Source organism: Aeromonas sp. s8 (genome assembly GCF_040907785.1).
Taxonomy (GTDB): Bacteria; Pseudomonadota; Gammaproteobacteria; order Enterobacterales; family Aeromonadaceae; genus Aeromonas; species Aeromonas veronii.
In genome coordinates, this window is the sequence record NZ_JBFOCL010000040.1 from 143,097 (window position 1) to 160,673 (window position 17,577).

Here is a 17,577-nt window from a genome sequence, read left to right on the forward strand (position 1 = left end):
CGGTCTCCGGCACAAGTCAAAAGCAGCCATCAGCTGCGGGCAGACGCAGCCCGTGTGGGCCGGAATAAGGTACATCAGAAAGAGTTGTCTTTTCTGCTGGGTCATCTGTCTGTTTTACGCTACTTGATAATATAAAGACAAGGGTAGACTTGGCCCCCTGTTAATAAGGAGCCTCTGATGCGAATCTTTTCCCCTCTTCTCTTTCCGCTGATGGCGGTGCTGATCTGGGCTACCAATACCGTGGTGTCCAAGGCGGCCGCCAGCGTGCTCGACCCCGCGGCTATCTCCTTCTATCGCTGGGTGATCGCCGCCCTGGCGCTGACTCCCTTCTGCCTGCCCACCCTTTGGCGGCGACGCAGTGAGGTTCGCCCCTGGCTCGGCAAGCTGCTGGTGCTGGCGGCGCTCGGTATGGTGCTCTACCAGTGTCTGGCCTACTACGCTGCCCACAGCACCTCGGCCACCAATATGGGGGTGATCGGCTCCCTCATTCCGCTGCTCACCCTGCTGCAAGGGGCGCTCTTCTTCGGCCAGCGTCCCGGCAAACAGGCACTGCTCGGCATGAGTCTTTCCCTGTTCGGGGTGCTCTGGCTGCTTGGCAAGGGCGAACCGCTTGCCCTGCTCCATAACGGCATCAACCCGGGGGATGGCATGATGCTGCTGGGGTCCGCCAGCTACGCCCTTTACGGCCTCTTGATCCGCCGCTGGCACCTGCCGTTTGGCCCCTGGCTCAACCTCTACATGCAGATCCTGCTGGCGGTACTGCTGCTGGTGCCGCTCGCTCTCAGCGCCGACTCGATGGCGGTGCCAGCCGAAGGATGGGGACTGGTGCTCTTCGCCGGGCTTGCCTCCTCCCTGCTGGCGGCTTACTGCTGGATGCGCGGCCTCGCCTGCATGGGCGCCGAGCGCACCTCGGTCTTTATGAACCTGATGCCGCTCTGTACGGCGCTGATCGCCGTCGTCGGCCTGGGCGAGCCAATCCACGGCTATCACCTGCTGGGTGGCGGGCTGATCCTGGGCGGGGTGATGGCCTCCCAGCTGAAGGGGCGTGCGCCGGTAGCCGAACGGGAAGCCGCCTAAGAACCAACATCGTCCGGAAACAACAAGGGAGCCTATGGCTCCCTTGTTGTTTCTGCAATGTACACCAGTGCGCATCTCAACCGGCCCGGCGCCAGCGGTAGCGCCGCTCCGGTCGCCCCCGCTGACCGTAGTTGAGATCTACATCCACCCGATCTTCCGACTCCAGATACTCCAGATAGCGGCGCGCCGTGGTGCGGCTGAGGGAGAGTCGCAGCGCCACCGTATCGGTGGAGAAGACGCTCTCCGGCTCGCCCGCCAGCAGATCCAGCACCTGACGCAGGGTGATGCTGTCGATCCCCTTGGGAGTGACGCGCATCTCCTTGATCTGGGAGCGCCCTCCCTTGCCCAGCAGCTTGTCGAGATCTTCCTGCTCCAGCCGACCCCGCTCGCAGAGGCGGCTGTGCAGTTGCAGGATCTCATCCAGACTCTGCTGGATGCGAAACAGCCGCAATGGTTTGATGACGTAGTCATGAACCCCCAGATTGAGGGCCTGCTGGATGGTCTCCACATCCCGCGAGGCAGTCACCATGATGACGTAGGCTTCGCGGTTGTGGCTGCGCAGGCGGCTCACCCACTCAAGGCCGGAGCCATCGGGCAGGGAGACATCCACCAGCAGCAGTTGGGGCACCACACCGGCCATCATGGCATCGGCCTGGGCCAGGGTACCGGCCCGCCCCAGCAGAGAGAAACCGGGTGTCGCCGCCACCAGTTCTGACAAGATGGCACCGATCCGATCGTCATCTTCAATAACAAGCGTGATTATTGGGTCCATGGCTCACATTAATTGGTTTTTATTCAAGTAGATACCAAACAGGGTGGTCTGCTCGGCGGTTCGCCGCCATTCTATCACACCCTCGTGCCGACCCACGGTCTCCTTGACCAGGAACAGACCCACCCCGTGATCGCCGCTCTGGCGACTCACCCCGTAATCGAACAGGTGATCGGCCAGCTCCTCGTCGACCCCCTCACCGCTATCCTCCACTTCGATCACCAGTCGCCGCCCCACATCGCACAGGGACAGCAGCACCCGCGGCGGCCGCTGCTGGCGGTTGCGCCAGGCCGCCTGCAGGCCGTTGTCCAGCAGGTTGCCAATGAGGGTAATGAGATCGGCCGAGACCGAGGCCGGATACTCCGCCAGCGCCGAATCGGGATCGAGTTCCAGGGTCACCCCCAGCTCGCGAGCCCGGCTGAACTTGCCGAGAATAAGCCCCGCCACCGGCTTGTTGTCGATCAGCCGCAGCAGCTCCTGCAGCATGGTCTGGCACGCTTCGTTCTCCTGCTGGATCAGCTCCACCGCCTGATCCACATGGCCCAGCTGCAACAGGCCGGAGAGGCTGCTCAGCTTGTTGGCAAACTCGTGGCTCTGCATCCGCAGCATCTCGGCATACTGGCGCAGGTGGGTCACCTGTACCCCCAGACTGGCTGCCACCTCCGGACGGCTGAAGATCAGCAGCCGCCCCGGTGCCTTGCCCTGCACCGCCTGCCAGCGGCCGACGAAGGACTCCCCCTGAATGGTGAAGCTCACTTCCCCCGCCTCCTGCTCCAGACAGGGGGCAAGGGGTGGCACCAGCTCCGCCAGCGACTGCCCCTGCAGGGCATGGCGCCCGGTAACCGGCAGCCGCAGCTGATAGCTGGCGGTGCTGTTGATCATGTTGATATTGCCGCGGCCATCGAGGGCGATGACCCCTTCGGTGATGTGCTCAAGCACCAGATCCTGCAGGGTAAAGCGGCGCACGATCGCCTCCGGCTCCAGATCGAGCAGGGTCTTGCGCAGCAGGTATTGCACCCAGAGAGCCAACAGCAGGCCGCACCCCAGCACAGCAACGATGGCGCAGATGAGCAGGGCCACCCGCTCCATATAGATGCCCTCCACCTGCTGCATCAGGTAGCCCACCACCACGGCCCCCATGACACGCCCATCTCCGCCCACCACCGGGGAGAAGCAGCGGATCGCCGGCCCCATGGTGCCCCGATCCTTGGAGCAGTAGCTGCGCCGCTCCTGCAACGCGGGCCAGATATCCTCGCCGCGGAACTTCTGCCCCACCAGCTCGGGGTTGGGGTGGCTGAGGCGGCGACCATGCTCGTCGGTCACCACCATATAGGTGGCGTCGGTGCGGTTGCAGACGGCCTCCACATAGTCGCGCAGGGTAGGATCACTGCCCTGACGCAGAGCCTCGACCACCCGGGTATCCGCCGCCATGACCCGTGCCAGATCGCTCCCCTTATCCTGCAGATTGCTCTCCAGCAGATGACGGATAAAGAGGGCCAGCAGGCTGCCCAGAATGAGGATCAGCAGCAGGGAGAGCCCAAGAGAGAGGGTGACCAACTGGTGGCGAAGTTTCATGCACATACCTTAAAACGTCAGGACGCAGCCCAATAGTGCGGATGCCACCAGGTCTGGTCAATCAAAGGTGCCGGATCGCCGACAAAATCGGCCAATCCTTCCTCGCGGGCACTGAGTGCCACCGCTCTGGCGACGGCGCGGGCCACCTCTCCCACCTGCTCGATGGGGGGCAACAGCCGGCCCGCTACCAGCGGATAGGCGCCGACCGCCCGCACCGCGGCCAGCAACATGCCATCGCTGATGCGGCGCGCCTTGACGGCGCAGGCCCCGAGACCAATCCCCGGAAAGACATAGACGTTGTTGCACTGGGAGACCACCCGCCGCTCCCCAGCCACCGTCACCGGCGCAAAGGGGCTGCCGGTGGCCAGCAGGGCGCGGCCATCTGTGGCGCCCCACACCTGCTCGGGGGTGGCCTCGGCACTGCGGGTCGGGTTGGAGAGTGGCAGGATCACCGGCTGATCGCACACCTCCCCCATCGCCTGCAACACCTCGCCAGTAAAGAGGCCGCCCTGACCGCTTACCCCGATCAGCACCGCCGGGCGCACCTGACGGATGGTCTCCAGCAGCGAACTACTCCCCTCCTCAACGGCGCGGGCACACGGCTGTTGGGCACGAGTCAAGTTGGGACGATCGCTGCAGACCACTCCGTCCTGATCAAACAGCCAGACGCCGTCGTGACTCCCCGCCAGCTGGGCCAGCATGGCGGCGATGCCGCAACCGGCAGAACCCGCGCCGACGATCAGTACCGGGGCATCGCACAGGGCGGTACCCGCCTGCTGCAACCCGGCCAGCACGCAGGCAGAAGCCACTGCCGCCGTGCCCTGAATATCGTCGTTGAACATGCAGAGCTCATCGCGATAACGGGTCAGCAAGTTGGCGGCATGCTTGCCAGCAAAGTCTTCAAACTGCAGCACCACCTGCGGCCAGCGCTTGCGAATGGCGGCCACCACCTTGTCCATGAAGTGGTAATAGCTCTCGCCGTCGATGCGCGGGGATTGCCAGCCGAGGTAGGAGTCATCCTCCAGCAGCTCGGGGTTGTTGGTGCCCACATCGACGCAGAGCGGCAGGGTACGGGCCGGGTTGATGCCACCCGCGGCGGAGTAAAGCGCCAGCTTGCCGATACAGATCCCCATGCCGCCGATACCGAGATCGCCGAGCCCTAGCACCCGCTCACCGTCGGAGATGACGATCACGTCCACCTCCTGCTCTACCGACTCGAGGATGTCGTCGAGATCGTCCCTGTCATGCCAGGAGAGATAGAGACCGTGACTGCGCAGATAGAGATCGCTGTGGCGCTGGCACGCCTCTCCCACCACCGGGGTGTAGATGATCGGCAGCAGCTCCGGCAGATGGTGGCGCACCAGATCGTAGAACAGCACCGGGTTGTCCTCCTGCAACTGGCGCAGCAGCAAATGCTGGTCAAACGGACTCTGCATGGCGCTGACCAATCGGTAGATCCGGCGCCGCTGCTGGGAGAGGGACTCCTCCTTGTGGGGCATGCGACCCCGCACGCCCTGACGCTTGCGCTCGGCATAGGGCAGGCTGGTGCCCATCATGATGTCGTTCATTTTGTTTGTTCCTCAATCCGGTATCAGGCGAACAGGGAGATAAGAGCAGTAGCCAGGATCAGCATCACGGCGCCGCCGAGACGAGAGGAGATCTGGGCAAAGGGCATCAACTTCATCCGCTGGGCCGCCGAGAGCACGGCTACGTCGCCGGTGCCGCCCATGTTGGCCATGCAGAGTCCGCCGGTGATGGCCGCCTCGATGGGATAGAAGCCGATCAGCTTGCCAACCAGCGCCGCACCGAGGGCGCCACCGATCACGGTGACCATGACCAGCACGAAGTAGCTGATGGAGAAGGCACTGATCAGCTCCGGAATACTGGTATAGGCGACGCCGATCCCCACCAGCAGGGAGGGAGTGAGGTTGCTCACCACAAACTGATACCAGTCGGCCGCCGCCTGCTCATAACGGCGGGGCAGCAGGCCGCTCACCTTGATAAAAGCGACCGCCAAAATCATCAGGGCGAAGGGGTGCATGGGGATAAAGTTGCCAAGCAGGGAGCCCAGCACAAACATGCTGGAGCTGATAAAAAGCCCCATACCCAGACTCTGCAGGGTCGGCGCTTCGGCCTGCTCGTCAGCAATGCTCTGGCTATTCTCTTTGACCATCAGCTTGCCGTTGCCGGTCAGGGAGGGATAACGGCGACCGAGCCGCGCCAGCAGGGAGCCCACCAGAATCGCCAGGGTGTTGGCGATCACCACCGCCGGTACCATGCGCGACAAGAGATCCGCACTGGACATCTGCATCGGGCCGGAGAGGATCTCCACCAAGGGCACCGCACCGGCGCCCATGCCACCGCCCATGATGGGCAGGCCGATCAGCAGCACCGCATTCTTGAAGCCATACCCCATCAGGGAGCCGACCAACCCCACGCTCAGCAGTGCCAGTGCGACGCCACCAAGAATGACCGGCAGGTAACGCATGGCGGCATTTTTCAGCAAAGCGCCGCTCATGCCAAACACGGAGCCAGTCACCAGACTGGCGATAAAGAAGTTGAGAAAGCCCCCCTCCTTCATGAAGTTGGTGATGACCTGCCCTGCCTGCACCGGCAGCAGCTGATATTCGAACAGGGCGGCGCCGCCGAAGATGGCGAGGATGGTGCCGCCCCCCAGATATTCACGGATCGGCATGATCCGCTCACCCAGCTCGGTCAGCAGGGTGCCCAGCACAAACATCAGTGCCAGCGCACCGACCATGCCGAGCGGCAACGAGCCATTCCAGCCGGAAAAGAGAACGCAGGTCGCCAACCCCAGAAATATAAAGAGCGGCATACCGGCAATTTGTTGGCCGCCCATAAAGGCGGCCTTTTCTTGTGTGGTTTGTAGGGGTGAGAGGTTTTTCATTGTTATGTACTCTGCGTGTGATTGTGGCCACTACTTTATTGATCCCCCTCACTCCTGTCGGTTAGCCAGACTGCAAAGCCATATAAAAACATTAAAAACTTAAACATCATGGTGTCGCCAACGTGCGCAGCACAATAGAACACCAGACATCCGATACCCGACCAAGTCAGGAAATAGGGCGATAAAACGAGCGAGCCCAATGGCGGATATTGGGATGATCAGCAGTAATAACGATGCGATGATCTCTCCCCCTTCGGGGAAATAACAGAGCCAGATGACAAGCTCTGCGACCATTTATCGCCACAGATCCTGTGAGTGAGAAGCAGCGGGCAATGTCATCGCCATGACGCGAGTGCCACGGCTTGCCACATCAGGGTTTGAGTCGGCGTGCAGGAAGCACGTACGATGAAAAAGGGTGAGGAGAAAGATGCAAAAAGGGGAGATTGAAATAGTGATGAGCCAAGCCAGCGAATACCAGAGCACTGGCTTGAACTCACAAGGATCACACACGGTCAGGTCTATTCTGCCAACAGCAATGGAATATTGGCGGGGTCAAAATCATGACTGATATCGGTACTTCTGATTGCGCCTTCCCGATTTACGCCATGGTGTGACTCTGCACCATATTCTCCATCACTCAACAGCGCTTCAATTGCCAGATACACACATCCACTGTCATATCCATCCACAACCCGTTTCCCCCTTGTTTTATAACCCCATCAATATTAGCGGATAAAAAAAGAGCTGCTCACTGAAGCTGAAAATTTCATGAAAATAACCACCGGATATCCTCCATTCACGGCGCAATATCCGAATCGGCAAGAGAGCCTCGAGTGGATCAGCCCCGAGAATAATATCAGGGGCTCGAATGCTGCTCGCCCTCACCAACGAAAGATCCGACCAGAAACATGATCCGCATCACACTATTTACTTAGCCTGCTAAACAAGCATAATACTTAGCAGGCTAAGTACATTGAGGATGAGAAGATGACGGATCTGGAAAGGTTGCGCGAGCTGTCGCTCGCCGAGCAGATAGCGCGGATGCACCGGCTATGGCGTACTGCCGCCGACCTGGAGCTGGCTCCCCTTGGCCTCACCCATCCCCGCTGGACCGCGCTGTGGAAACTCTCCCGCATGGGGAACCATGTCAGCCAGAAGACCCTGGCCGAAGCCCTCGAGATAGAGCTCCCATCCCTGATGCGCACCCTGGGCCAGCTGGAAGAGCAGGGACTGATTGAGCGCCACTGCTGCAGTCAGGACAAGCGGGCCCGCATCGTCTGCGTGACCCCGGCAGGCCAGACCCTGCTCGATCAGATCGCCGACCGCATCATGAATATCCGCCGGGAGCTGCTGGGGGGCATCGACGAGCAGACCCTGCAGCTGTTTGAAGCCACGGTGCAGCGGATCTCGGCCAACGCCCTCAGCAAAATTGAACAACACCACGACCGACAAGCCGGAGGCGATACAAGCCCTCCCGAGACCGACACAGAGAGAGAATAAGATGACCCCGGATCAACAATTTACCCGCTGGATCAAATGGTCCATGGCTGGCTTTGCCACCCTGTTTGCCTATTTTCTGATAGCCGACCTGCTGATGCCCCTCACCCCTCAGGCGATGGCGACCCGGGTGGTCACCAAGCTGGCCCCCCAGGTGAGCGGCAAGGTGATCGAGGTCGCCGTTCACAACAACCAGCAGGTCAAGAAGGGGGATCTGCTGTTCAGGCTGGATCCGGCCCCTTTTGAACTGGCGGTGGAGCAGGCCCGCCTTGCGCTGGCGCAGGCAGAGCAGCAGAACAGTGAACTGGATGCCGCCCTGACAGCTGCCGTTGCCGAGATCAACGCCAAGGAGACCCTGGCCAGCCAGAAGTGGCGCGAGGCTGAGCGGATCGATGCGCTCTACCAACGTCATATGGTTTCGCTGCAACAAAAAGATGAAGCTGACAGCGCCCTGCGCAGCGCCCAGGCCAACCTGCGTGCCAGTCAGGCCAAACTGGCCCAGATCAAGGCTAGTCGTGGCGTAACCGGTGAGGACAATCTGTTGCTGCGCCAGGCCCGCAACAAGCTGGCGCAAGCGCAGCTGGCCCTCTCTTACAGCCAGGTCCACGCGGATCAGGATGGCACCATCACCAACCTGCAGCTCAAGCCGGGCAGTATCGCCAGCGCCGGCAGCCCGCTGCTGGCGCTGGTGTCAGAACAGGTGGACGTCATTGCCGATTTTCGGGAGAAGAGCCTGCGCCATGTTGGCGAGCAAACCCGCGCACTGGTCGCCTTCGATGGCGAGCCGGGTCAGCTCTATCCTGCCCGCGTAAGCAGTCTGGATGCCGGGGTGAGTGCCGGTCAATTTGATGCCAACGGTCGACTGGCCGCACCGGTGGAGTCGGATCGCTGGGTACGGGATGCCCAGCGGATGCGGCTGCACCTCGAGCTGGACCAGCTCCCCGATCATCTGCCAGCCGGGGCGCGGGCCACGGTACAACTGCTGCCGGACAATGCCCTGACCGCCATGCTGGCACGGGGCCAGATCCATCTGCTCAGCCTGCTCCATTATGTCTACTAACCACGCCACTCACCCGTCGGCCAATACCGCCGCAGCACACCCCGCCGGTGTTGCTGCCACCCACCTCTGGTATCGGCCCCTCACCGGCAACGAGCTGCGCCAGTGCCTGCGCATCGCCTTTGGCTGCACTACGGGCTTTCTGCTCTGCAAGCTGTTTGGCTGGAATTACGGGGTCTTCTATACGGTCACGCCGGTGCTGCTGCTGGGGATGGTGCCGGTGATGAATGGCCATGCCGCGCGCCAGCTGATCGCGGCGGCGGTGGTCTGTGGGGTGGAGGTCGGGCTGCTGGGGGGGCTGTTTGGCAGCCATCCGGCGCTGATGACCCCCATCGCCTTTCTGCTGTTTCTCTACCGTTTCGCCGCCATGTCGCGGGGCAGCCTGTTTCTGTTCGGGGCCAACGGGGTGCTGAGCCTCAGCATCATGCTGCACTTTGCCAGCTATCCGCAGACCGACCTCAACGACCTGATCCTCAACAATATCTGGGCGAGCGTGCTGTCGGTGCTGATCGCTTACCTGATGACCATGCTGATCCCGGATGTGGAGGCCAGACCCAAGCCCGCCTCGGCCCCCAAGGCGCCGCACCGGATGCGCCATGAAGCCCTGCTGGGTGCCACGGTGGCCACCCTGTCGTTTCTGGTATTTCAGGTGTTTGACCTGCGCGACTCCATGTCTGCCCAGGCCACGACCCTGCTGGTGCTGTTCCCCATGCACTGGAACGGTGCGCTGAGTTATGCCCGTAAACGGGCGATGGGTACCTTGCTGGGGGTCACCTTCGGCTTGCTCGGCCAGCTGGTGCTCTATGACTGGTCAGGGCAACTGTTGCTGGTCGCTCCGCTGCTGTGGCTCGGCGCCATGTTGTTCAGCCATGCCCATGTCAAGGAGGCAGGCGGCTCCGGGGTCGGCTTTGGCGCCCTCACCACCCTCGGCATCCTGTTTGGCCAATACCTCACTCCGGGCAACGATCTGGTGTTCAGCGCCCTCTACCGGGTGAGCAGCATACTGTTTGCCATCGTGGTCACCCTGCTGGCCTGCTACCTCGTCCACCGGTTGCTCAACCGCTTCGAGGCGACCCGCTTCGGTTATTGATTTCCTGTTGTAAGCACTGTTGTCAGCCCATGGATGAGCTCTCTTTCGCCCCGTCGCCTGCCGGGGCTTTTTTCTCTCCCTCGTGTGCCTCCCTTGCCATCCCCCCCGCCGCCACAGCTCAGAAGTACGGCTATGCTTGTAAGGCTGCTGTCGATGAGGTGTACCTATGGTTCCGTTGTTAAAAAAATGGCTGGTTTGTCTGGTACTGTTGGCTACCAGCCCGCTCGGGGCCACCCCGCTTGTCATTGGTGCCGAAGATGACTGGGCCCCCTACTGCGAGCGCGACAAGGACAATGAGGATGACCAGCCCCACGGACTGGCGCCTGAGCTGGTCAAGGCGGTGTTCGCCGCCGAAGGGATCGAGATTGTCTTTCGCACCCTCCCCTTCGCCCGCTGCATGCACGATGCGAAAAGCGGCAAACTTGCGGGGTGCTTCAACGCCACTATCACCGAAGAGAACCGCTACCAGTACCACTGGCACGATACCCCCATGTTCGAGGAGGATCTTGCCATCTTCGCCCTCGCCAGCGAGCCGCAACGGGATCTCAAGCTCACCTCGCTGGAGGGCAAGCGGGTGGGCATCACCCTCGGCTACACCTACCCCACCGATTTTATGGAGAACCCCAGAATCACCCGCTTTCAGGCCAAATCCGATGCCCAGATCCTCGAGATGCTGGTACGTGGCCGGGTCGACTACATCCTGATGAACGGCATGCCGGGCTACCTGAAGATCCAGCAGAAACAGCTGACCGGCAAGGTGGTCAAGGTCGGTAAAATCTCCACCGATGGCTTCTGGCTCGCCTTCTCCCGCCACCACCCGCAAGGGGAAGCGCTGGCCAAACAGTTCGAACAGGGGCTGCAGAAGATCAAGAACAACGGCATCTATGAGACGCTGATCCGCCAGTTTGAAACCAGACTTGGCCTCTACTGATTGACGATGCCTTCCTGATAGCGCCCCCTCATACTCGCGCGGTATGCCGGACAGCGAGCGACGCACCGAATGGCCGTGCGGATTGCACAATAACGGCAACCTGTTAGGCTCACGCCCGTATGACACCAATGGAGCTGTAATCATGAATAAGGTACATATGATGGCCGCTGGTGCGCTGGCCCTCGGCCTGCTCGCCGGCTGCAATCAGGGCAATACCCTCTCAGTCACTGGTGGCGAACCGGTCAGTTATCAGTGCGAGCAGGGCAAGAAGGTGCAGGTGCGCTACTTCTCCCTCTCCGACGAGAGCCTCAACTTTATCAAGCTGTCACTGCCGGACGGCAAGGATTACACCCTGCCCCAAGCCGTCTCGGCCTCCGGTGCCCGCTATACAGACGAACATGAGGCCGTTTGGTGGAACAAGGGGGATGAGGGCTTTGTCGAGCTTCGGGATCAGGATGGCGAGTGGCAGACCGCCTACAACGACTGCAAACAGCAATAAACGTGACCCCGGCCTGGCCGGGGTCTCTCTTTACTCTGGCATCAGAGTGGTGGGGGATCAGTTGATCTCGATCTCGAAGCGGTTGGTCACCTCGACCGGAATGGCATCCGGGTTGCCCTCTGCCGGGCTGTAGCGGATCCGCGAGAGGGTCGCCAGCGCGCTCTGCTCCAGTTCGCCGGGGGGCTCGGCCGCCACCACTTCCGGCTTGACCGGCGTGCCGCTGGCGTCGATTTGATAGCGTACTTCCACATACCCCTTGACCGGTTTGGCCGGCAGGGCTGGCTCGTCATTGCCAAGCCATGACCACTGCTTCTCCTGAACCCAGTAGCTGGACAACTGCTCGAGAGGGATAGCGATCGGAGCGCGCTCGTGCGCCACCTCCTGACGGGATGAGCACCCCAGCAACAGTGTCACTGCCAGACCTGACCATACTGCGACTTTCCACTTCATGTAACGCTCCTTGTTCTCTGCCGGTGCTTGTTGCCGGACTGCGGGCCGCTCAACGCGGCCCGCTTGGTCAGTCACCCATCCTAACGAAAAAGTATTCGTATGAACATGAACAAAAGGGCCAACCCCGAGAGGTTGGCCCTTTTATCGTCAACAAGCTCACTAACCATCCGCTGGCATCAGCCGCGCTTGTCGCTCACCACCAGCCAGAGCGCATGGACCATGCCCGGCAGACCGCCCAGCAGGGTCAGCACTATGTTGATTAAAAAGTGCAAGCTAAAGCCCACCTGGATAAACGCGCACACCGGGGGCAAGAAAATGGCTAGCAGGATCTTGAGCAGATTGTTCATCTCGGCTCTCCTTTTCAAAAATGTCGTCAGGATTGGAATGGGCTAACCATAAACATCCCGGACTTCAACTGCAAACCAGACAGGGAATTCGCTCACCGGCATCACGCCAGGCATTGAGATCGTGGATCTGCTGATTGCTGCTGCCACGCCAGAGCAGGCCCGGGTCTGCCAACGTCTTTTCAAACTTGCCATCCACCAGCACATCCAGCAAGGCCACCAGCTCGCGCTGGGCCTCTGACAGTTCGCCGAGCAGATAACCGGTCCAGCACCAGATATCCTTGCCCGGACACTCGGCGCGCACCCGTTTCACCAGCGCCAGCACGTGGGGCACGTTGGCCGGGTGGAGCGGATCGCCGCCGGAGAGCGACAGACCTCGCCGTTTGATGCGGCTGTCGTTGAGATCCGCAATGACGCGATCGCTCATCGCCTCATCGAACGGCTTGCCGCCATCGAGCCGCCAGGTGCTCTGGTTGTAGCAACCCGGGCACTGATGCTCGCAGCCCGAGACAAACAGGGTGGCACGGGTGCCGGGGCCGTTGATCACATCGACCGGGTAGTATTGGTGGTAGTGCATCGCTTGTTTCCTGCCTCGTTCACGGGACAGCGGCATAACTGCCGCCCTCCAATGAAAATGGCCCCTTGAGTCAGGGGCCAGCTCTTCATCGCCTGTGCGCTTACATATGTTTGACGCGGCGCTTTACTTCTTCCTGCTTGCCCGCATTGAAGGGGCGTGCATCCGGGCTGCCGAGGTAGCCGCAGACACGGCGGGTCACCGACACCTTGGCCGGGTCATGGTTACCGCAGCGCGGGCAGGTAAAGCCCTTGGAGGTGCACTCGAATTCGCCGGTAAAGCCGCAGTCGTAGCACTCGTCGATGGGGGTGTTGGTACCGTAGTAAGGCACCTTGTCATAGCTGTAATCCCAGACGTTCTCCAGCGCTTCCAGATTGTGCTGGATGTTGGGGTACTCGCCGTAGCAGATGAAGCCGCCGCTGGCGATGGGCGGATAGGGCGCCTCGAAGTCCAGCTTGTCGTACGGGTTGACCTGCTTCTCCACATCGAGGTGGAAGCTGTTGGTGTAGTAACCCTTGTCGGTCACACCGGATACTACGCCAAACTCCTTGGCATCGATGCGGCAGAAACGGGTGCAGAGGTTCTCGCTCGGGGTGGAGTAGAGGCTGAAACCGTAGCCAGTCTCCTCTTTCCACTCATCGATGGCTGCCCTGAGACGGGCGATGATGGCGATGGCCTTCTGTTGCAGCTCGGCGCTGTCAAACAGGTGCACCTTGTCACCAAACAGGGCGTTGATGGTCTCGTGAACCCCGATATAACCGAGGGAAATGGAGGCTCGACCGTTCTTGAAGATCTCGCTGACGTTGTCGTCCGCCTTGAGGCGCACGCCGCAAGCCCCTTCCATATAGAGGATCGGTGCGACCCGCGCCTTGACGCCATCCAGACGGGTGATGCGGTACATCAGCGCCTTCTTGGCGACCCGCAGGGAGGCATCGAGACGATCCCAGAAGTCCGCTTCGTCACGGGATTTCAGCGCAATGCGCGGCAGGTTGAGGCTCACCACACCCAGGTTGTTGCGACCTTCGTGGATCAGCTCGCCATTCTCCTCGTAGGCACCGAGGAAGGAGCGGCAACCCATGGGGGTCTTGAAGGAGCCGGTCACTTTCACGACCTGGTCGTAGTTGAGGATGTCCGGATACATCCGCTTGGAGGCACACTCCAGCGCCAGCTGCTTGATGTCGTAGTTGGGATCGCCCTGCTTGTGGTTGAGGCCATCCTTGATGGCGAACACCAGTTTCGGGAACACGGCGGTCTTCTTGTTCTTGCCAAGGCCAGCGATACGGTTGCTGAGGATGGCGCGCTGGATCATCCGCGACTCCCAGCTGTCTCCCAAGCCAAAGCCGAAGGTGACGAAGGGCGTCTGACCGTTGGCGGTGTGCAGGGTGTTGACTTCATATTCCAACGACTGGAAGGCGTCGTAGCACTCTTTCTCGGTGCGGGCCATGGCGTAGGCTTCTACGTCGGCAATGCCCCACTCTTCGGCCACTTCACGGTGTTTCTGCCAGCTGATGGTCACATAGGGAGCCAGCACTTCGTCGATGCGGTTGATGGTGGTGCCACCATAGATGTGGCTCGCCACCTGGGCGATGATCTGGGCGGTCACGGCCGTGGCGGTGCTGATGGATTTCGGGGTATCGATCTCCGCATTGCCCATCTTGAAGCCGTGGGTCAGCATCCCTTTCAGATCGATCAACATGCAGTTGAACATCGGGAAGAAAGGCGAGTAGTCGAGATCGTGGAAATGCAGATCACCGCTCTCATGAGCCTGAACCACATCACGGGGCAGCATGTGGCTGGTGGCATAGTGCTTGGCGACGATACCGGCCAGCAAGTCGCGCTGGGTCGGGATCACCTTGGAGTCTTTGTTGGCATTCTCGTTGAGCAGGGCGGCATTGGTCTGCTCAACCAGACCGCGGATCTCCTGCGCCAGACGGCCGCGCGCCTCGCGAGCCTGATCCCTGTCGTGGCGATATTCGATATAGGCACGGGCGATGGCCTTGTCGTCGGAAGCCATCAGGTGGTTTTCGACCCGGTTCTGGATCTCGTGAATATCAACTTCACCACGCCCTTCCAGCTCCTGACTCACGGCATTGGCAATGCGGGAGGCGAGTGCCGGATTGGCCTGATTGACCGCTTCCGCCGCTCGGCTGACCGCCTCTGCAATCAGCTGGGCATTGAATGGTGCGCGACATCCGTCACGTTTGATCACAACCGGTTTCATGGATTTTCCCCGTTAAAAGGCCAGGCATTTGCCTCTGGCTCACCCTTGTTGGGCCCCCCTCCCGGCATCTCGTCCTGGACGCAAATAAATTCAGCCGAGGCTTGACAAGCCTGGGCTGAAGATAGGAGAGGAACAGCTTATACACAGCTTAATAACACAACATATAGGGATTAAAAACGAATGCGTCCCTATATGTGGTGTCTATTAGGCACCAAAGCGAAGCCTCATTTCTTGATCCAGAACAGGTTTTTCAGCGAGCGGGACAGTTCACGACCAACCTAAAAGAGCCCCATTCAAATCCAACCTCAAGCAGGGTGCGGGCTGGCGTCCGATCCGCCCACCCGAAAAAAAATCGCCCCCCACCGCACCGGTTTCGAGATGACAGCGCCAACCAAAACCGCCCATACTGAACAAGAACTCTCTCCCCCTCGACAAGGGACAACCCATGCGCACCTCTCTGCTGTTGCTACTGTTATCCACCCTCTCACTGCCGCTCTGGGCTGCCAACATTCTGGTGATCAGCAGCTACCATCCCGAATACCTGTGGGACCAAAGCTACAACAAAGGGCTGCTCGATGGCTTGCAGGGGGAGCACAAGATCACCCACTTCTATATGGATACCAAACGCCATCCACGGGAGAAGTTCGACGAGATCGCCCAGCAAGCCATCGCCTTTTATCTGAAGAGCAAACCGGATCTGGTGGTACTGGGGGATGACAACGCCATCAACTATCTGGCCAACGAGATCGCCTCGCTGGGCACCCCGGTGGTGTTTCTCGGCATGAACGAGAACCCCCGCCTCAAGGGCTTTGTCGGCCACATCAAGATCACCGGCGTGCTGGAGCGCCCCTTGCTCAAGCGCAATATCAGCGAAATAAGCCAGATGATGGGAGGGCTCGACAAGGCGCTAGTACTGTTTGATTCCAGCAATGTGGCCCTCACCGCCATCGAGGATGAATTCAAGACCCAGACCGAGCTGCGGGTCGGTCAGACCCGGATCAACAGCCAGCTGATGGGGGATTACAGCCTCTGGCAGGAGGCGGTGCTCAACGCCAAGAAGAACGGCTATCAGGCAATCTTCCTCGGCCTCTACCACACGCTGGTCGATGACAATGGCAAGCATGTGAGCGAAAAGACGGTGCTGGAGTGGACCAGCGCCAACACGCCGGTGCCGATCTTCTGTTTCTGGGAGTTTACCGTCGGCAAGGGGATGGCCATCGGTGGGCTGGTGTTGGACGGCCACGATCAGGGGATACAGGCAGCCAGCCTCATCAATACCATTCTGGCGGGCACCCTGCCCCGTACCATCTCCCCGCGCGCGGCCCTGCGCGGCGAATATGTCTTCAGCAAGAGCGAGCTGGCCCGCTGGCAGCTCACCGTGCCCGACAAATGGCGCCACAAGATCCTCTGGCGTGAGTGACCGCCGAAACAAAAAAAGAGAACCCGGCCATGCCGGGTTCTCTTTTATCGGGTGCTGCGGTTAGCAGGCTTGGTGAGGGCTATCAGCCCTGCAACGCCTGTTGCAGCTCCTCTTCGGTCCAGATGGTAATGCCGAGCTCCTGCGCCTTGGTCAGCTTGGAACCGGCCGCTTCCCCCGCGACCAGCACATCGGTCTTGGCAGATACCGAACCCGCCACCTTGGCTCCCAGCGCCTGCAATGCCGCCTTGGCGTCGTTGCGCGACAAGGTGGTCAGGGTGCCGGTCAGCACGAAGGTCTTGCCGGCAAAGGGTTGCTCCGCGGCCTCTTTCTTCTCGATAGCCGGCCAGTGGATGCCGGCAGCCAGCAGAGCCTCCAACACCTCCACGTTGTGGGGCTGACGCAGGAAGTAGTAGACATGCTTGGCCACCACATCGCCCACATCGGCCACTTCGAGCAGCTGCTCCACCGAAGCGGCGCGCAGTGCATCCAAGGTGAGGAAGTGGTTGGCAAGGTTGAGCGCAGTCGCCTCCCCCACTTCGCGGATCCCCAGGGCAAACAGGAAACGCGGCAAAGTGGTACTGCGCGCAGCATCGATGGCGGCTACCAGATTGAGGGCCGATTTTTGCCCCATCCGCTCAAGACCGGCCAGCTGGATGGCATTGAGGCTAAACAGATCGGCGGGAGTCTTCACCAGTCCCTTGTCTACCAGCTGCTCGACAATCTTGTCGCCAAGGCCGTCCACATCCATGGCGCGACGGGCGGCGAAGTGCTTGATCGCCTCCTTACGCTGCGCCTCGCAGAACAGGCCACCGGAGCAGCGGGCAACCGCTTCCCCTTCCAACCGCTCGACCGCAGAGCCACAGACAGGACACTCGGTCGGGAAGCCGATCGCACGGGCATCGCTTGGGCGCAGCGCCTCCACCACGGCCACGATCTGCGGGATCACGTCTAAGTGTCACCTCACACTTTTCATTTCATTTAGAAAAAATCAGCATTTTCGGGCTTGCAGAGCCAAAAAAGGACTACGCTTTCTATGTGAAACTTTCAACTAGGGCAGTATTCATCGTGTCGAGCAAGCGAATCGAGGCTATCTACACACACTTGGGGACGCATCTTAGCGATGAAATTATTTTATGGCTTAAAACGTTCAACAGCACAGCATCAA

15 protein-coding genes and 1 pseudogene are annotated in these 17,577 nt (G+C 60.6%); 7 read left to right on the plus strand and 9 right to left on the minus strand.

The features are described from left to right. Window positions 1-177: 177 nt before the first annotated feature. Window positions 178-1,077, plus strand: a complete 900-nt coding sequence (locus AB5Y86_RS13485; RefSeq protein WP_013724000.1) for a DMT family transporter — start codon at window positions 178-180, stop codon at window positions 1,075-1,077. 76 nt (window positions 1,078-1,153) lie between these two features. Here the strand turns inward: AB5Y86_RS13485 and AB5Y86_RS13490 are convergent, their stop codons facing one another. The 4 genes from AB5Y86_RS13490 to AB5Y86_RS13505 are packed head-to-tail and all read right to left on the minus strand — an operon-like array spanning window position 1,154 to window position 6,329. After that, entirely contained in the window at window positions 1,154-1,849 is a 696-nt protein-coding gene (locus AB5Y86_RS13490) for a response regulator (protein WP_075115718.1), read from the minus strand. 3 nt (window positions 1,850-1,852) lie between these two features. Then, on the minus strand, window positions 1,853-3,421 hold the full coding sequence (locus AB5Y86_RS13495) for a sensor histidine kinase (RefSeq protein ID WP_164537484.1): 1,569 nt from the start codon (window positions 3,419-3,421) through the stop codon (window positions 1,853-1,855). A 17-nt stretch (window positions 3,422-3,438) separates the two neighbouring features. Beyond that, entirely contained in the window at window positions 3,439-4,989 is a 1,551-nt protein-coding gene (locus AB5Y86_RS13500; protein ID WP_368193051.1) for an NAD-dependent malic enzyme, read from the minus strand. 23 nt (window positions 4,990-5,012) lie between these two features. Further along, on the minus strand, window positions 5,013-6,329 hold the full coding sequence (locus tag AB5Y86_RS13505) for a 2-hydroxycarboxylate transporter family protein (RefSeq protein ID WP_368193052.1): 1,317 nt from the start codon (window positions 6,327-6,329) through the stop codon (window positions 5,013-5,015). Window positions 6,330-7,316: 987 nt separating this feature from the next. Here AB5Y86_RS13505 and AB5Y86_RS13510 point away from each other — a divergent pair. The 5 genes from AB5Y86_RS13510 (at window position 7,317) to AB5Y86_RS13530 (ending at window position 11,403) form a co-directional block, all read left to right on the plus strand. Beyond that, window positions 7,317-7,829: a MarR family transcriptional regulator gene (locus AB5Y86_RS13510; RefSeq protein ID WP_005349886.1), complete on the plus strand. Its 513-nt coding sequence runs from the start codon at window positions 7,317-7,319 to the stop codon at window positions 7,827-7,829. Window position 7,830: 1 nt separating this feature from the next. Beyond that, the gene (locus AB5Y86_RS13515; protein ID WP_042079833.1) at window positions 7,831-8,886 is read left to right on the plus strand and encodes an HlyD family secretion protein; all 1,056 of its coding nucleotides are present in this window, start codon (window positions 7,831-7,833) and stop codon (window positions 8,884-8,886) included. Further along, window positions 8,876-9,973 (plus strand): DUF2955 domain-containing protein, encoded by a 1,098-nt coding sequence (locus AB5Y86_RS13520; RefSeq protein ID WP_368193053.1) that lies wholly within the window; start codon window positions 8,876-8,878, stop codon window positions 9,971-9,973. Before AB5Y86_RS13515 ends, AB5Y86_RS13520 begins: the two co-directional genes overlap by 11 nt. Window positions 9,974-10,139: 166 nt before the next feature. Then, window positions 10,140-10,904: a substrate-binding periplasmic protein gene (locus AB5Y86_RS13525; RefSeq protein WP_368193054.1), complete on the plus strand. Its 765-nt coding sequence runs from the start codon at window positions 10,140-10,142 to the stop codon at window positions 10,902-10,904. 142 nt (window positions 10,905-11,046) lie between these two features. Then, window positions 11,047-11,403, plus strand: a complete 357-nt coding sequence (locus tag AB5Y86_RS13530) for an MliC family protein (RefSeq protein WP_005349873.1) — start codon at window positions 11,047-11,049, stop codon at window positions 11,401-11,403. 57 nt (window positions 11,404-11,460) lie between these two features. Here AB5Y86_RS13530 and AB5Y86_RS13535 read toward each other — a convergent pair whose 3' ends face one another. The 4 genes from AB5Y86_RS13535 to nrdD all read right to left on the minus strand — a co-directional run bounded on the left by AB5Y86_RS13535 (window position 11,461) and on the right by nrdD (window position 14,992). After that, entirely contained in the window at window positions 11,461-11,853 is a 393-nt protein-coding gene (locus tag AB5Y86_RS13535) for a TonB family protein (RefSeq protein WP_005358848.1), read from the minus strand. 176 nt (window positions 11,854-12,029) lie between these two features. After that, window positions 12,030-12,200: a YqaE/Pmp3 family membrane protein gene (locus tag AB5Y86_RS13540; RefSeq protein WP_005343870.1), complete on the minus strand. Its 171-nt coding sequence runs from the start codon at window positions 12,198-12,200 to the stop codon at window positions 12,030-12,032. Window positions 12,201-12,264: 64 nt separating this feature from the next. Beyond that, entirely contained in the window at window positions 12,265-12,774 is a 510-nt protein-coding gene (nrdG, locus tag AB5Y86_RS13545) for an anaerobic ribonucleoside-triphosphate reductase-activating protein (RefSeq protein WP_058056725.1), read from the minus strand. Window positions 12,775-12,874: 100 nt separating this feature from the next. After that, on the minus strand, window positions 12,875-14,992 hold the full coding sequence (nrdD, locus tag AB5Y86_RS13550) for an anaerobic ribonucleoside-triphosphate reductase (RefSeq protein ID WP_042079841.1): 2,118 nt from the start codon (window positions 14,990-14,992) through the stop codon (window positions 12,875-12,877). A gap of 445 nt (window positions 14,993-15,437) precedes the next feature. Here nrdD and AB5Y86_RS13555 point away from each other — a divergent pair, with 445 nt between their 5' ends. Continuing rightward, complete coding sequence (locus tag AB5Y86_RS13555; RefSeq protein WP_335830557.1) at window positions 15,438-16,412, plus strand: ABC transporter substrate binding protein; 975 nt, start codon at window positions 15,438-15,440, stop codon at window positions 16,410-16,412. 82 nt (window positions 16,413-16,494) lie between these two features. Here AB5Y86_RS13555 and AB5Y86_RS13560 read toward each other — a convergent pair. Further along, window positions 16,495-17,361: pseudogene (locus tag AB5Y86_RS13560) on the minus strand (helix-hairpin-helix domain-containing protein); the annotation flags it as partial. Window positions 17,362-17,577: the final 216 nt, after the last annotated feature.

What these genes read in the sequence shown, in the direction of transcription:
- AB5Y86_RS13485 (WP_013724000.1), top strand. Translation starts at nt 178, where the DNA reads ATGCGAATCTTTTCCCCTCTTCTCTTTCCGCTGATGGCGGTGCTGATC.
- AB5Y86_RS13490 (WP_075115718.1), bottom strand. Translation starts at nt 1,849, where the DNA reads ATGGACCCAATAATCACGCTTGTTATTGAAGATGACGATCGGATCGGT.
- AB5Y86_RS13495 (WP_164537484.1), bottom strand. Translation starts at nt 3,421, where the DNA reads ATGAAACTTCGCCACCAGTTGGTCACCCTCTCTCTTGGGCTCTCCCTG.
- AB5Y86_RS13500 (WP_368193051.1), bottom strand. Translation starts at nt 4,989, where the DNA reads ATGAACGACATCATGATGGGCACCAGCCTGCCCTATGCCGAGCGCAAG.
- AB5Y86_RS13505 (WP_368193052.1), bottom strand. Translation starts at nt 6,329, where the DNA reads ATGAAAAACCTCTCACCCCTACAAACCACACAAGAAAAGGCCGCCTTT.
- AB5Y86_RS13510 (WP_005349886.1), top strand. Translation starts at nt 7,317, where the DNA reads ATGACGGATCTGGAAAGGTTGCGCGAGCTGTCGCTCGCCGAGCAGATA.
- AB5Y86_RS13515 (WP_042079833.1), top strand. Translation starts at nt 7,831, where the DNA reads ATGACCCCGGATCAACAATTTACCCGCTGGATCAAATGGTCCATGGCT.
- AB5Y86_RS13520 (WP_368193053.1), top strand. Translation starts at nt 8,876, where the DNA reads ATGTCTACTAACCACGCCACTCACCCGTCGGCCAATACCGCCGCAGCA.
- AB5Y86_RS13525 (WP_368193054.1), top strand. Translation starts at nt 10,140, where the DNA reads ATGGTTCCGTTGTTAAAAAAATGGCTGGTTTGTCTGGTACTGTTGGCT.
- AB5Y86_RS13530 (WP_005349873.1), top strand. Translation starts at nt 11,047, where the DNA reads ATGAATAAGGTACATATGATGGCCGCTGGTGCGCTGGCCCTCGGCCTG.
- AB5Y86_RS13535 (WP_005358848.1), bottom strand. Translation starts at nt 11,853, where the DNA reads ATGAAGTGGAAAGTCGCAGTATGGTCAGGTCTGGCAGTGACACTGTTG.
- AB5Y86_RS13540 (WP_005343870.1), bottom strand. Translation starts at nt 12,200, where the DNA reads ATGAACAATCTGCTCAAGATCCTGCTAGCCATTTTCTTGCCCCCGGTG.
- nrdG (WP_058056725.1), bottom strand. Translation starts at nt 12,774, where the DNA reads ATGCACTACCACCAATACTACCCGGTCGATGTGATCAACGGCCCCGGC.
- nrdD (WP_042079841.1), bottom strand. Translation starts at nt 14,992, where the DNA reads ATGAAACCGGTTGTGATCAAACGTGACGGATGTCGCGCACCATTCAAT.
- AB5Y86_RS13555 (WP_335830557.1), top strand. Translation starts at nt 15,438, where the DNA reads ATGCGCACCTCTCTGCTGTTGCTACTGTTATCCACCCTCTCACTGCCG.